General features: G+C 69.0%; 10 protein-coding genes. 6 read left to right on the top strand and 4 right to left on the bottom strand.

Going from position 1 to position 14,090, the window contains the following annotated elements; all coding sequences use genetic code 11:
• The first annotated feature begins 362 nt into the window (after positions 1 to 362).
• Positions 363 to 1,430 (top strand): neutral zinc metallopeptidase, encoded by a 1,068-nt coding sequence (locus tag AB0P21_RS38380; RefSeq protein ID WP_363703893.1) that lies wholly within the window; start codon positions 363 to 365, stop codon positions 1,428 to 1,430.
• 65 nt (positions 1,431 to 1,495) lie between these two features.
• Here AB0P21_RS38380 and AB0P21_RS38375 read toward each other — a convergent pair whose 3' ends face one another.
• The gene (locus tag AB0P21_RS38375) at positions 1,496 to 3,181 is read right to left on the bottom strand and encodes a DUF2207 domain-containing protein (protein ID WP_363703891.1); all 1,686 of its coding nucleotides are present in this window, start codon (positions 3,179 to 3,181) and stop codon (positions 1,496 to 1,498) included.
• A 70-nt stretch (positions 3,182 to 3,251) separates the two neighbouring features.
• Here AB0P21_RS38375 and AB0P21_RS38370 point away from each other — a divergent pair, with 70 nt between their 5' ends.
• The 4 genes from AB0P21_RS38370 to AB0P21_RS38355 all read left to right on the top strand — a co-directional run bounded on the left by AB0P21_RS38370 (position 3,252) and on the right by AB0P21_RS38355 (position 10,988).
• Positions 3,252 to 4,475 carry a neutral zinc metallopeptidase gene (locus tag AB0P21_RS38370; RefSeq protein WP_363703889.1) on the top strand — a complete coding sequence of 408 codons (1,224 nt, stop codon included), beginning with the start codon at positions 3,252 to 3,254 and terminating at the stop codon, positions 4,473 to 4,475.
• 355 nt (positions 4,476 to 4,830) lie between these two features.
• Entirely contained in the window at positions 4,831 to 5,439 is a 609-nt protein-coding gene (locus tag AB0P21_RS38365; protein WP_363703887.1) for a hypothetical protein, read from the top strand.
• Positions 5,440 to 5,715: 276 nt separating this feature from the next.
• The gene (locus AB0P21_RS38360) at positions 5,716 to 9,642 is read left to right on the top strand and encodes a Pls/PosA family non-ribosomal peptide synthetase (RefSeq protein WP_363703885.1); all 3,927 of its coding nucleotides are present in this window, start codon (positions 5,716 to 5,718) and stop codon (positions 9,640 to 9,642) included.
• Positions 9,642 to 10,988, top strand: coding sequence for a M1 family metallopeptidase (locus tag AB0P21_RS38355; protein WP_363703883.1), 1,347 nt, complete (start codon positions 9,642 to 9,644; stop codon positions 10,986 to 10,988). Before AB0P21_RS38360 ends, AB0P21_RS38355 begins: the two co-directional genes overlap by 1 nt.
• Position 10,989: 1 nt before the next feature.
• On the opposite strand, the gene AB0P21_RS38350 is transcribed toward AB0P21_RS38355, so the two are convergent.
• Positions 10,990 to 11,859, bottom strand: coding sequence for a LysR substrate-binding domain-containing protein (locus AB0P21_RS38350; RefSeq protein WP_363703881.1), 870 nt, complete (start codon positions 11,857 to 11,859; stop codon positions 10,990 to 10,992).
• A gap of 70 nt (positions 11,860 to 11,929) precedes the next feature.
• On the opposite strand from AB0P21_RS38350, the gene AB0P21_RS38345 reads away from it, so the two are divergent.
• The gene (locus AB0P21_RS38345; protein ID WP_363703879.1) at positions 11,930 to 12,895 is read left to right on the top strand and encodes a nitrilase family protein; all 966 of its coding nucleotides are present in this window, start codon (positions 11,930 to 11,932) and stop codon (positions 12,893 to 12,895) included.
• Here AB0P21_RS38345 and ispF read toward each other — a convergent pair.
• Positions 12,889 to 13,359 carry a 2-C-methyl-D-erythritol 2,4-cyclodiphosphate synthase gene (gene ispF / locus AB0P21_RS38340; RefSeq protein ID WP_363703877.1) on the bottom strand — a complete coding sequence of 157 codons (471 nt, stop codon included), beginning with the start codon at positions 13,357 to 13,359 and terminating at the stop codon, positions 12,889 to 12,891. The two genes, AB0P21_RS38345 and ispF, sit on opposite strands and share 7 nt — an antisense overlap.
• Positions 13,356 to 14,051: a 2-C-methyl-D-erythritol 4-phosphate cytidylyltransferase gene (gene ispD, locus AB0P21_RS38335; protein ID WP_363703875.1), complete on the bottom strand. Its 696-nt coding sequence runs from the start codon at positions 14,049 to 14,051 to the stop codon at positions 13,356 to 13,358. The genes ispF and ispD overlap by 4 nt, the downstream gene beginning before the upstream one ends.
• Positions 14,052 to 14,090 lie beyond the last annotated feature (39 nt).

Raw genomic sequence — 14,090 nt, 5'->3', positions numbered from 1 at the left:
CGTACAGCGCGGGTCAGGGTCCGGCAGGACAACCGGCCGGCAGCCGCGGAACCGGCCAGCCAGAACCGCGTCAGGGCGAGACTCCGCCGTACAGCTCGGGTCAGAGTGTGGCAGGGCAACCGAGCAGCGGTTCCGGTGCTGGTCAGGCCGGTGCAGAGTCTGCTGGGCGTACTGCGGGCTCTGGTGCTCGCCGCGCACGGCATGCGGGTCCACCTGCAACCGGCCGTCCCCCGCAGCGCCCGACAACCGGCGCAGGTGCGGGCACTGGCCCAGGCACGGGCTTGGGCGCTGGCGCAGCTTCCGGTGCGGGCAGCAGCGGAGTACTGGCTGGCGAGCCTCCGGTCTCCAGCAGCAGCTGGTCGATGGGCAGCGGCGACGGCTGGCAGCAGCCTGCTCCGGCACCCGCCGAGTTCCAGGGCCTCGGGCAACCAGTGCAGCAGCCGCCGACCTGGCAGTACCCGCCGATCCCGATCCCCCAGCCACCGGGCCCGGGGCGCCGGCGCAAGCCTCGCCGGCTCTCCAAGAACCTGCTGATCGGCCTGGTAGTGCTAGCCGTCCTGGTAGTCGGCACAGGCGTCACCCTCGCACTGAGGAACACCGGCGACGACAAGCTCCCCGCCGCCTCCAACACCCCGACAGCAGAGCCGACCGCGCAACCATCGGAGACCCCGACAGCAGCGCCGTCCACCCCGACGGTGCCGGCCCCGCCGACGGTCGACGAGATCGTCACCACCAGCAAGCTCTACACGGTCGGCGCGCTCAGCCCGACGCAGTGCCTGGAGCCGAAGGCGATCCCGAGCACGTACGCCGGCGCCAAGGCGTACTACGGCCTGATCGTGCCGTGCATGAACCGCTCCTGGTACCTGGCGATGCGGAAGGCGAGCCTGCCGTACCGCGCGCCGAAGCTGGTCGTGTTCGCCGGTCCGCTGAAGACCGTCTGCGGCCAGGAGAGTGGCAACCGCGCCTTCTACTGCGGCACCACCGAGACCATCTACATGCCGTACACGCTCGGTGTCGCCTACTACAAGCGCAACCCGATCTCCGGCCGGGTGTGGATGATGAACACGCTCGCCCACGAGTACGGCCATCACGTGCAGAAGCTGGCGGGTATCTACGCCGCCTCCCTGTCCCGCCAGGTCAACGCCGCCACCCCGGCCGAGCAGCTGGCGGAGAGCCGTAAGCGTGAGCTGCAGGCCTCCTGCTTCGGCTCGGCCTACCTGGGCGCGGCCGGCCCGTACATCCCGCTCCGCGGTCCACTGCTCGCCACCTGGAAGGTCCTGGTCGCCAACACCGGCGACGAGTTCTCCCGGCCGCGAGTCCACGACCACGGCACCCGGGTGAACCACAACTACTGGTCGGTGCGCGGCTTCAACACCAAGGGCCCGAACCTGTGCAACACGTTCGTCTCCACCCCCGCACTCACCAGCTGACCTAATCAGAAAGGCCCGGGAACCCTTGCAGTACAGGGGTTCCCGGGCCTTCTGCTGTTCAGACCTCAGAACAACCGGCGGGCCGACGACAGGTGACCACCGAAAGCAGTGACGAAGTTCGACAGCGACTCACCGATGTCGGACAGGTGCCAGTTCTCCGGGCCGGAGTACCAGCCGATCCCCGCGTCCGGGTCGTCGTCGTCATCGGTCGCCGCGATCTCCAGCGCCCACTTCTCCGTCAACCCCAGTACTGCGGCGTACGGCAGGCAGCGCGACGCGAACTCCAGCCGGTGGCTCTGCGGCAGGTCAGCAGACGTCTCGTCGGTCAGGTAGCGCTGCAGCCCGGCAACACGACCCAGCACTGCGGCACCGCGAGCCGTGCGCGCGGGAGCGACCTGCCCGGCCAACGTCAGCACCAGCCCGGACAGCATCACGGCGAATCCGACCAGCCCGAACTTGGTGACGATCGCGAGCACGATGGTCAGCACCACACCCGCGCCGAGCAGCACCAGGCCGGCCGTCGTCCACCGGTTGCGCACGGCATCGGGCCGGTTCGCGAACCAGCCCTGCGTGACGACATCGGCGTACAGCTGCTCGCGGACCAGGCCGAGGCGCGACCGCAGCCCGTGCCCGAGCGCGGACACCTGGACGGTCTCCCCTTCGGCGAACACCGCGTCCAGCAAGGCCTTCTCGTACGGCAGCAGCTCGGGGCCGCCCGCGTTCAGCCGGCGCAGCTCCCAGTCGAGCCGGCCGAAGTGCGTCTCGCGCGGCAGCTCGACGATCGTCAAGTAGTTGCGTACGGCAAGGTCCAGCAGGGTCGCGGTGATGTCGACGACGTCGGCCGTCTCGTCCACCACGGTGCCGACCTGGCCCGGCCGGATCCCGTCCGGCGCCGCGAACTGCGGCCCGTCGGCGCCGTCCAGCACCGGCCGCTCGGGCGCGCCCGGACCGACCTTGATCGCGTCCCGGCCGCGGAAGAACCACAACGCCGCCGCGCCCAGCACGCCGAGGCCGAGCAGCAACACGCTCAGCCCGACCGTCGACCGGTCGACGGTGAACGCGTTGCCGAGGCTCCAGCGGGTCTTGAACTCCGCGTTCGGTTTGACCGTCGCCTGGTCGCTCAACCCGGTCAGGAAGGTCAGCCGGCCACCCGCCGGTACGCCGTTCTGCTCGATCTCGAGCGCGGCCGACTCGCTCAGCTGCGACGTAGTGCAGGGCATGCTCGAGCCGACCCGGCCGGCGAAGCAGGTCACCCAGGTCGCGAACGGGACGACCACCGAGACGGTCGCCTTCGGGATGCCGACGCCGTACCCCTGGACGATCGGCCAGCTCACCTCGCGGCCCTCGGTGGAGTCGGCGACGACGTTGTCGACCTCGTAGCTGTAGACGATCTTGGCCTGGCCGGAGACCTTCAGGCTGAGCCGGCGGCCGTTGTCGACACCTTCGTCGGTGAAGTTCTCGGCCGGCTGCCCGTTCACCGTGGCCGAGATGTTGCGGATGTCGTAGCTGCGGTCCTCGTCGGCGTTCGACCGGACCCGGGTGGCCAGGGTGCGCGCGAACGTGTCGCCGCCGGCGGTCAGGTCGACCGTCTCCTTGACCTTCAGGACACCGTCGCCGTTCAGCGACGCCTCGGCGGCGTACCCGGTGATCTGGTCGTCCGCGGCCTGGGCCGGCAACGTGCCGAGGGCAACGAGGGGGACGGTCAGAGACACGAACAGGGCGGCCGACGACAGGCGGCTCTTCAGTGACATGGGTCGAGAGTAGTCTCGTGCCGGTTCGTCCTGCGAACTCCTGATCGCCGATTCGAAGGGGCAACGACACGTGAGCACCCCGTACGGGTACAACGGCCGTCCCCAGGACGGGGTCGCCCCGCCGCCCGGCGTCCTGCCGCCGCCGCAGCCGGGTCAGTGGCAGCCGGCTGGCGGGCCGCCGCAGCAGGCTGGGCAGTACCCGCCGCCGCAGTACGGCGGGCCCCAGCATGGTGGTCCGCCGCATGGTGGTCCGCAGTACGGCGGGCCCCAGCATGGAGGGCCACAGTACGGGAGTCCTCAGTACGGCGGGGCGCAGTACGGGCGGCCGCAGTACCAGGGGCAGTGGGGGCAGCCGCAGTACGGCGGTGGTCAGTTCAACGGCTTCCAGCCGCCGAAGCGCCGGGGTGGCGCGATCCGGCTGGTGCTGGTCGGCTTCACCGTGGTGGCGTTCCTCGGGATCGCGCTGGCCGTGGTCGGTGTGATGCTGGCCGGCGGCAGCAGTTCCGACACCGCAGTACCGCAGGTGAACGGCCCGTCGGTGGTCCCGACGGCGACCACGAAGCCGGCGAAGGGCTCGGCCGAGGACTACTTGCTGAACGCCCCGATCTACGGGGTCGGCGGCCTGGACGAGATGAACTGTCCCGCCGAGAAGCTCGGCGACGGCAGCCTGGCAGCGCAGAAGGTCTACTACGAGAAGCTCTTCAAGTGCCTGAACGACGCCTGGCGGCCGGCCTTCCAGAAGATCGGCAAGACCGACCCCGACCCGAGCCTGGTCGTCTTCGACCAGCCGGTCCAGACCTCCTGCGGCCGGTTCGAGCCGCTGTCCGGCCGGGTGCTGGCGTTCTACTGCTACGGCAACCACGTGATGTACACCGACGTGAAGCAGATGAACAAGGCCTTCGGCCCGAAGGAGGACCTGGCCTACCTGATGACGATCGCGCACGAGTACGGCCACCACGTCCAGGGTGTCTCCGACCTCTTCTACGCCCGCGCCGTCTACCTGCAGGAGCACCCCGACCAGAAGCTGGACAGCTCCCGCCGCAACGAACTCCAGGCCTCCTGCTTCGCCGGCGTCTTCAGCCGCGCGGTCGCGAAGTCGTACCCCTTCACCTCCCGGCTGAAGGAGTTCGAGTTCCAGGCCAGCAACAGCTTCGGCGAGACCGCCAAAACCCCCGAGTCCGAACGAACCCACGGCCTGGCCACCAGCCAGGGCTACTGGATCACCAACGGCCTCAACGTCGGCGAAACCAAGGCCTGCAACACGTTCGCGGCCAAGCCGGACCAGGTGAGGTAGTTTCCCCCGCGCCGCCTCACCGCTCGCTCCTTCGTCGCTCGCCGTTCGGCGCTCCCACCCACCCGTCCCTGCGGTTTCGGTCGTCACCCGGGGCGTTTCGCTTGACCCTCGGGTTTCAATGCAGCGGTACTGCAACCTGCCGCAGGGCTGTGGTTCAAGCCAGGCTGCAGGGATAACAACCCTTGGGTGACACCGAGTTTGACGATCGTCACCACCGGTGTAAGGATTGACTTCTAACTCCCCACCGTCCTCCGGGACTGGTGGGGCTTTTTCGTTCGCGGAGGATGTTTTGGGCGCGGAGTTGCGAACTTCGGTAGTGGTCGACTATCAGAATGTCCACCTCACGGGACACGGTTTGTTCGAGTCGACGAGGTACCTGCCGAAGCACGAGACGCTGGTCGATCCACTGTTGTTTGCCGGTCAACTGCTGGCCGCCCGCAACAGGCTGCAGATGCCGGGGATGGCGCACGCCACCCTGCGTCGCGTTCTGGTGTACCGCGGTCAGCCCTCGGTGGAGCACGATCCAGAGGGCTACGCCCGCAATCAGGCCCAGAAATCTCAGTGGGAGCGTGACGGGCGCGTCCAGGTGACGCTCCGGCCGCTGAAGTACGACTACGAGCGCGACGCCAGTGGTAGGCATGCAACCGACCACGAAGGCAAGAAGATCGTGAAGGGATCGCCCCGGGAGAAGGGCGTCGACGTCTTGTGCGCCCTGGCCGCCGTGAGGGAAGCCGGCGATCCGGCAACCGATCTGGTGATCCTCGCGACCTCGGACTCCGACCTGGCACCTGCCCTCGACGAGGTCCGCTCATTGGGCACCGCCAAAATCGAGACGTTCTGCTGGTACGACGAGGTGGCGCGGATGGGATTCCAGCTCCACCCGACCGACCGGACTCGGCGACTCTGGAACACCCGGCTGGCCGAGTCTGCCTTCCGTGCAAGCTGGGACCGCACCGAGTACTGAGCAGGCTGTTCCAGATCGCACGAACTCATCGCCTGAGGCTTGTCAGGGGGTGCGGACTGCTCGCGGGCTGCCGGCCGTGCGAACCAGCCCACGCCAACCACCGCGAGCACGCGACGGAGGAGCGCGCGATCTGACTCGCGCGACGAAGGAGCGTCCCCAGGGTGGGTGGGAGCACCAGAGCAGGAGCGACGGAGGAGCGAGTGCGGCGGCGCGCGGGGTCCAGCTGTTGGCGTGGAGTTCGGCTTCTCGTCGCCTGACCCGCGTATCATCCGCCCCGTGACTTTGCGACGGGGAGGCAGCGCTCCGCCCGTGCGCACGCTGGTGGATGTATTGCACGCATCAGCAACAACACACCCCGACGAGCCGGCGCTCGACGACGGCAGTGTCAGCCTCAGCTACCGCGAGCTGATCACCCAGATCACCAAGTTCGCCAAGCGATTGACGGCTCTCGGCATCGGACCGGGTGATCGCGTCGGCGTACGGATCTCGTCCGGGCACAACGATCTGTACGTCGCGATTCTCGGCACTCTGCAAGCAGGCGCGGCCTATGTCCCGGTCGATGCCGACGACCCCGAGGAGCGCGCCGAGCTCGTCTTCGGCGAGGCGGCCGTCGCGGCGATCGTCACCGACGATCTCGAGATCACCTCCACCCGCCCGGCGCCGTCGCCGGACGACGCCGACGGTTACTACGACTACCCGTACTCCGCCCGCATGGACTCCCCCGGTACGACGCCCGGCCCAGCGCGAGCAGCACACAGCGACGGCCCGACGGCAGACGACGACGCCTGGATCATCTTCACCTCAGGCTCGACCGGCGTCCCCAAAGGCGTCGCCGTCACCCACCGCTCAGCAGCAGCTTTCGTCGACGCCGAAGCCCGGATGTTCCTCCAAGCAGAGCCGATCGGCCCAGAAGACCGCGTACTGGCAGGCCTCTCCGTCGCGTTCGACGCGTCCTGCGAGGAGATGTGGCTCGCCTGGCGGTACGGCGCCTGCCTCGTCCCCGCGCCGCGTTCGCTCGTTCGCAGCGGCATGGATCTCGGCCCCTGGCTGGTCGCGCAAGGCATCACCGTCGTCTCGACCGTCCCGACGCTCGCCGCGCTCTGGCCGTCCGACGCACTCGACAACGTCAGGCTGCTCATCTTCGGCGGCGAAGCGTGTCCCCCGGAGTTGGCCGAGCGTCTGGCGGTCGACGGCCGCGAGGTCTGGAACACCTACGGGCCAACGGAAGCGACCGTCGTCGCCTGTGGCGCCCAACTGACCGGCGATGGCCCGGTCCGGATCGGCCTCCCGCTCGACGGCTGGGATCTCGCCGTCGTCGACAAGCAGGGCAACGAAGTACCAGAAGGCGAGATCGGTGAGCTGATCATCGGTGGCGTCGGCCTGGCCCGGTACCTCGATCCGGCGAAGGACGCGGAGAAGTTCGCGCCGATGCCGTCGCTCGGCTGGGATCGTGCCTACCGCAGCGGAGACCTGGTCAAGAACGAGCCCGAGGGGCTGCTGTTCATGGGCCGGGCCGACGAGCAGATCAAGCTCGGCGGCCGCCGGATCGAGCTGGGCGAGGTCGACGCGGCACTGCAGGCTCTGCCCGGCGTCACGGGCGCGGCAGCCGCAGTACGGACTAGTGGTGCCGGCAATCAACTGCTGGTCGGGTACGTCGTACCGGAGGACTCTGAGGCGTTTGACCGGCAAGCAGCTACAGAGCGACTCAGGGAAGCTCTCCCGGCCGCACTGGTCCCGCTGCTGGCCATCACGGACACACTGCCGACCAGGACCTCCGGAAAGGTCGACCGCAACGCCCTGCCCTGGCCACTGCCCGGCATGGATGCCGACGGACCGCCCGCCGCACTCGACGGGACCGCAGGCTGGCTGGCAGAGCGCTGGACGAAGGTACTGGGCGCGACGGTCACCGGCGCCGACAATGACTTCTTCCTGCACGGCGGCGGCAGCCTCGCTGCTGCACAGCTGGTCTCCGCCCTCAGAGAGCGGTACGCCGAGGTCACAGTCGGCGACATCTACGAGTACCCACGACTAGGCGCGCTCGCTGACCGGCTGGACGACTTCAAGTCGTCAACCGTGCCCGTGGAGATCCGCGAGGTCCGGCTGACCCCACCGGGCACCCAACTGCTCCAGACCGCGCTGACGCTCCTACTGCAGACAGTGGTCGGCGTCCGCTGGCTGGTCTGGCTCTTCACCCTCAACAACCTGCTGGCACTGACGGACGGCCCGCACCCGTGGATGCGCACAGTGTCGTGGTGGTGGATCCTGGCCGGCTGGCTGATCCTCATCACGCCCGCCGGCCGCATGGGCATCGCTGTCGTCGGCGCTCGACTACTACTCAGAGGACTCAAGCCCGGCGTCTACCCGCGCGGCGGCAACGTACATATCCGCCTATGGGCGGCAGAGAATCTCGCCGACGCCGCAGGTGCCGCCAACCTCGCCGGCGCACCCTGGATCGCGTACTACGCAAGGGCACTCGGCGCGAAGATCGGCAAGGGCGTCGACCTCCACACGCTCCCACCGGTCACCGGCATGTTCACCATGGGCCGCGGTGCCTCGATCGAACCAGAGGTGGACCTGTCCGGCTACTGGATCGACGGCGACCGGCTGCACGTCGGCACGGTCACTGTCGGCGCAGAGTCGGTCGTCGGCTCACGCAGTACTCTCCTGCCGGGCGCAGAGGTCGGCCGCAACGCAGAGATCGCCGCAGGCTCCGCTGTCTCCGGCAAGGTCCCGGCAGGCGAGCGCTGGTCCGGTTCACCGGCATCACGTGTCGGCAGAGCAAGGCATCCGTGGCCGGAGGAGCGCCCCGCTCGCGCTCCCTGGTGGGTGCTCGCCTACGGGGCCGCCTCCGCGTTCATGTCCCTCTTGCCGCTAGCAGCCGCAATCACCGCGATCCTGGTACTACGCAACGCCGTCACCGGCACCACCTCGCTCGGCGACGCCGCCCTGCACGCCCTGTACGCCATCCCGCTGATGACTCTGGTCGGCTTCCTCACGCTCGCCCTCCTGACGCTCGTCATCGTCAGGTTGCTCGGGATCGGCATCAAGCCCGGCCACTACCCCGTCCGTAGCCGGATCGGCTGGCAGGTCTGGGCGACCGAGCGGCTGCTCGACTCGGCCCGCACGCTGCTCTTCCCGCTCTACGCGAGCCTGCTGACGCCCTGGTGGCTGCGGGCGCTCGGCGCGAAGATCGGCCGCGACGTCGAGGCGTCGACCGTGTTGCTGCTGCCGAAGATGACCACTGTCGGCGACGGCGCGTTCCTGGCCGACGACACCATGATCGCGTCGTACGAGCTGGGCGGTGGCTGGCTGCACGTGGCCGGCGCCAAGGTCGGCAAGCGCGCCTTCCTCGGCAACTCGGGGATGACCGCGCCCGGCCGCTCGGTGCCCAAGAACGGCCTGGTCGCGGTCCTGTCGGCGGCCCCGAAGAAGTCCAAGGCCGGTACGTCGTGGCTCGGCAGCCCGCCGGTCAAGCTGCGCCGGCAGACCGTCGGCGGCGACCAGAGCCGGACCTTCAACCCGCCGCTGCGGCTGAAGTTCGCCCGGGCCGCGGTGGAGCTGTGCCGGTTCGTCCCGATGATGTGCACGGTCCTGATCGCGCTCGGGGTGCTGTTCGCCCTGCAGGCGCTCGACCTGTGGCTCGGCCCGTGGCCGACGTTCCTGCTCTCCGGCGCGGTGATCCTGGCCGCGGGCGCGGTGGCCGGCGCGCTGGCGACCATCTCCAAATGGGTCATCGTCGGCCGGACCAAGGCGATCGAGTACCCGCTGTGGAGCAGTTTCGTCTGGCGGAACGAGGTCGTCGACACCTTCGTCGAGATGGTCGCGGCGCCCTGGTTCGCGAACGCGGCCGCCGGTACACCGGTGCTGGCGCTGTGGCTGCGCACGCTCGGCGCGAAGATCGGCAAGGGCGTCTGGTGCGAGACGTACTGGTTCCCGGAGGCGGATCTCATCACACTCGGCGACGGTGTCACGGTCAATCGCGGCTGCGTTCTGCAAACGCATCTCTTTCACGATCGCGTGATGTCGATGAGCACCGTAACCTTCGGGGATGGGTCAACCCTTGGGCCGCACGGCATCATCCTTCCCGCCGCGTCGATCGGCGCCGGCGCCACGATCGGCCCGGTGTCGCTGGTGATGCGTGGTGAGAGCGTGCCGGCCGGGTCCCGCTGGGCCGGCAACCCGATCGCTCCCTGGCAGGGTTGATGGTTGCCCGTGACAAGGGTGAACCGGGTGAGGACACAGCCGGTGACCCCTATGTACCGTCCCACGGCAACGGCGGCTACCAGGTCGACTCGTACGAGCTGGACCTGGACTACCGGGTCAACAGCAACCGCCTGAGCGGCAAGGCGACCATCACGGCCGTCGCGACCCAGGCACTCTCCCGGGTGAGCCTCGACCTGGTCGGGCTGCGGGTGGCCAAGGTGCTCGTCAACGGCCGCCGGGCCGGGCGCTACGCCCACCGCAACGGCAAGCTGCACATCTGGCCGGCCCAGGCGATCTCCGACGGCGCCGAGTTCGTGGTGGACGTCCAGTACTCCGGCAACCCGGCTCCGATGGACAGCCCCTGGGGCGAGCTCGGCTGGGAGGAGCTGACCGAGGGTGTGATCGTCGCGAGCCAGCCGAGCGGCGCAGCCACCTGGTACCCGTGCAACGACCACCCGAGCGACAAGGCGCACTACCGGATCACCATCACCACCGATTCGCCGTACCACGTGGTGGCGAACGGGCGACTCGTCTCCCGGCGTACCAAGGCCAGCCGGACCAGTTGGGTGTTCGACCAGGCCGCACCGATGGCGACGTACCTGGCAACCGTCCAGATCGGCCGGTACGACGTACTGGAGCTGGCCACGTCACCCGTCACCACCCGCGCGGTGCTGCCCGCGTCGCAGATGCGCGACTTCCGGGAGGACTTCGGGCGGCAGCAGGACATGATGCGGCTGTTCATCAAGCTGTTCGGCCCGTACCCGTTCGGCGGCTACACGGTCGTGGTGACGGACGACGCACTGGAGATCCCGCTGGAGGCACAGGGCATCTCTGTGTTCGGCAGCAACCATGTGGACGGCAAGCGTGGGTCCGAGCGGCTGGTGGCGCACGAGCTGGCCCACCAGTGGTTCGGGAACAGCCTGACGCCGTCGCGGTGGCAGGACATCTGGCTGAACGAGGGCTTCGCCTGCTACGCCGAGTGGCTGTGGTCAGAGGAGTCCGGCGGGCTGACGGCCTCGCAACACGTCTCCAAGGCCCACACCCGGCTCCGAGGGCTGGACCAGGACCTGTTGCTCTCGGACCCAGGCCCCGAGCTGATGTTCGACGACCGGCTCTACAAGCGCGGCGCAATCACCCTGCACGTACTGCGCCTGCAGCTCGGCGACGAGTCGTTCTTCGAGCTACTGCGCACCTGGACCAGGTCGCACCGGCACGGCTCGGTCACCACCGAGGACTTCATCGAGCTGGCTGTGCAATTCACGCCGGACGCCGACGCAGTACGGGCCCTGTTTGCCGTCTGGCTGGACAGTGTCGACCTGCCTGCGCTTCCCCGACGCAGGCGCTAGGTCACTTGTCCGCAGCCTGGCTGGCGGCGGTGAGGAAGTGGGAGACGAGAGGCGACGGGTAGGCCGGGTTCCACGCCGCACCGATCCACCAGCTCGCCGCCTCACCCTGCAGCGGGATGAAGTGCACAGCGTCCGAGGCGATCGCAGCACTCGTTGCCGGTACTACGGCCGGCCCGACGCCAGCCGCGACCAGGGCCAGGACGGTCTGCAGGTCAGCGGCTTCCTGGAGGACCAGCGGCCGGCAGCCGAGTTCGGCGTACAGGCTGGTGATCTGGGCTGTCAGGCCCGGGCCGCGCTCCGGTTTGAGGCGCACCAGCGGCCGACCGTCCAACCACTTCGCCCGCCCAGCCGGGACCACCTCTCCAGCCGGTACTGCGAGCGCCAGCCGATCCTTCTGCAGCCGTAGCTGCTTGAGACCTGGCGGCACCGGCAACCTGACCAGGCCGACCTGGAGGCTGCCTGCCAGCAGGCGCTCGTGCTGGACTGCTGAGGACATGTCGTCGAGAGACACCTCCACCCGCGGATAGCGGCTGCGGAACAGCGCGACCGCTCGCGGCGCCAGCTGGATCGCGGACATCCCGAACCCGATGGCCAGCGCGCCTTCGACGCCGAGAGCGATCTGCGCGGCGCGGCGCTCGAACGCCTCGACCCGGTCCAGTACGTCGATGGCGTCCGGCAGCAGCAGCTCACCGGCCGGGGTGAGGCGGGCTCCGTGCCGGCCTCGCTCGAAGAGTGTCGAGGCCAACCGCCTTTCGAGCTGCTGGATCTGCTTGGTGAGCGCCGGCTGACTCGTCGCCAGCTCGACCGCCGCAGCACCGAAGTTCCCCGTTCGCGCCACTGTCACGAAGGCCCGCAACCGTTGAAGATCCATAACTTCAGGATATGGAATGCCGTTGAATCGCTATTGGACGGCATGAAAGATCACCGCTTCGATAGCGACTGTGACCACTCTGCGCAGCGCCGTCGTCCAGTTCGAAGCCGTTCCCGACCGACCGGATCGCAACCTCGCGACGATCACCCGGCTGGCCCGCCAAGCCGTTGCCGAAGGCGCCCAACTCGTCGTCTTCCCGGAGCTCTGCCTGCTCGGCTACTGGCATCTGCGCAACCACACCGCTGCCCGCCTGCACGAGCTCGCGGAGCCCCGTACCGGCCCGTCGGTCAGTCGGGTCCGGGAACTGGCGATCGAACTCGGGGCGGGTCTCGGCGTCGGCTGGCTGGAGGCGTCCGAGGGTGCCCTCTTCAACTCGTACGCCGTCTGCCTGCCGGACGGCACCGTCCACGTGCACCGCAAACTGCATGCGTTCGAGCACGCGGCGATCTCCAGCGGGTCGCGGTTCACCGTCTTCGACACGCCCTGGCAGGTCCGGGTCGGGGTGCTGATCTGCTGGGACAACAACCTGGTCGAGAACGTCCGCGCGACCGCCCTGCTCGGCGCGACCGTGCTGCTGGCACCGCACCAGACCGGCGGCACGGCTTCGGTCAGCCCGCACGGCATGAAGCCGATCCCGCGGTCGGTCTGGACCAACCGAGCCGACGATCCCGCCGCGGTCGAGCGGGCATTCAACGGTCCGAGCGGGCGGCAGTGGCTGCTGAGGTGGTTGCCCGCCCGGGCTCACGACAACGGGCTCTTCGTGCTCTTCAGCAACGGAGTCGGGGTCGACGACAACGAACTGCGGACCGGCAACGCGATGGTGATCGATCCCTACGGGCGGATCATCGCCGAGACGCCGGCGCCGGCCGAGGCCGTCGTACTGGCTGACCTGGATCTGGACCTGGTGCCGCTGGCAACGGGTCGCCGGTGGCTGCGTGGTCGCCGGCCCGAGCTGTACGGGATCCTCACCGAGGCCCAGGGCAACGAGTTGGACCCGCGAGCCGCTCGCTTCTCCTCAGCACCGGTGGATCAGTAGACGAGGGCGGTGGCGATGGCCGCGATGCCTTCGCCGCGACCCGTCAGGCCCAGCCCGTCGGTCGTGGTGGCCGACACCGAGACCTCGGCGTCGCAGGCAGCGCTGAGCGCCTTCTCCGCCTCCTCGCGCCGGGCCGCGAACCTAGGGCGGTTGCAGATCACCTGCACCGACACGTTCCCGATCTCGAACCCGGCCGCCCGCACCCGCCGAGCCGCCTCGCCGAGCAACGTGGCGCCGGACGCGCCCGCCCACTGCGGTTCCGAAGTACCGAAGTTCGATCCCAGGTCCCCGAGCCTTGCCGCCGACAACAAGGCGTCGCAGGCCGCGTGCGCCGCCACATCGCCGTCGGAGTGCCCCGACGGTCCAGCGGTCTCCTCGGGCCAGTGCAGCCCGGCCAGCCACATCTGCCGGCCTTCTTCGACGGGATGTACGTCGATCCCGGTCCCTACCCGTGGCACCTTCACGAGCTCCGCCTCTCCGCCAGGATGGATTCGGCCAGGATCAGATCCCGCGGCCGGGTCACCTTGAACGCGTCCTGCGACCCCTCGACCGTCTGCACCGGTACGCCGAGCCGCTCGCACAGCATCGCGTCGTCGGTCGCACCCCGGGTGTCGCCGGAATGGGCCCTGCGCAACAAAGAGGGCTCGAACCCCTGCGGGGTCTGGACGGCGACCAGCGTCGAACGGTCGGGCGTGTCGACCACCAGACCGGCAGCGTCGACGCGTTTGATCGTGTCGGTCACCGGCACCACCGGGATGACCGCGGGCGCACCACCGATGACTGCGGCAACGACTCTCTCGATCACGTCGGCCGGTACGAACGACCGGGCGGCGTCGTGCACGAGGATGCAGTCGATGCCTTCGGCAGGGACCAGCTCGAGGGCCAGCCGGACGGAGTCGGTCCGCTCGTCGCCTCCGGCAACAATCTTGAGCGCCACCGGACCGGAGTACGGCGCGAGGAGTCTCTGGACGGCGTCCTCGGTGCCAGGCGGTACGGCGACCACAAAGCAGGCGAGGTCGGCGGCGGTCGCTGCCCGCAGTCCACGAATGGCGTGGACCAGCAGCGATTCGCCACCGACCTCTCGCAATGCCTTTGGTGCCTCACCACCGAGCCGAAGCCCGAGACCGGCCGCCGGAATGATCGCCGCAGTACTCACGACCACATCATGCCGGACGGTTCAGCCGCGCGACCTCGA

Origin of the sequence: Kribbella sp. NPDC056861, assembly GCF_040687575.1 — a bacterium.
In the GTDB taxonomy this organism is placed as follows: domain Bacteria; phylum Actinomycetota; class Actinomycetes; order Propionibacteriales; family Kribbellaceae; genus Kribbella.
This window is presented reverse-complemented; position numbering and strand designations above follow the sequence as displayed.

Bases quoted from the DNA above. Each gene is read 5' to 3' on its own strand.
- AB0P21_RS38375 (WP_363703891.1), bottom strand. From the start codon at position 3,181: ATGTCACTGAAGAGCCGCCTGTCGTCGGCCGCCCTGTTCGTGTCTCTG.
- AB0P21_RS38350 (WP_363703881.1), bottom strand. From the start codon at position 11,859: ATGGATCTTCAACGGTTGCGGGCCTTCGTGACAGTGGCGCGAACGGGG.
- AB0P21_RS38380 (WP_363703893.1), top strand. From the start codon at position 363: ATGGGCAGCGGCGACGGCTGGCAGCAGCCTGCTCCGGCACCCGCCGAG.
- AB0P21_RS38355 (WP_363703883.1), top strand. From the start codon at position 9,642: ATGGTTGCCCGTGACAAGGGTGAACCGGGTGAGGACACAGCCGGTGAC.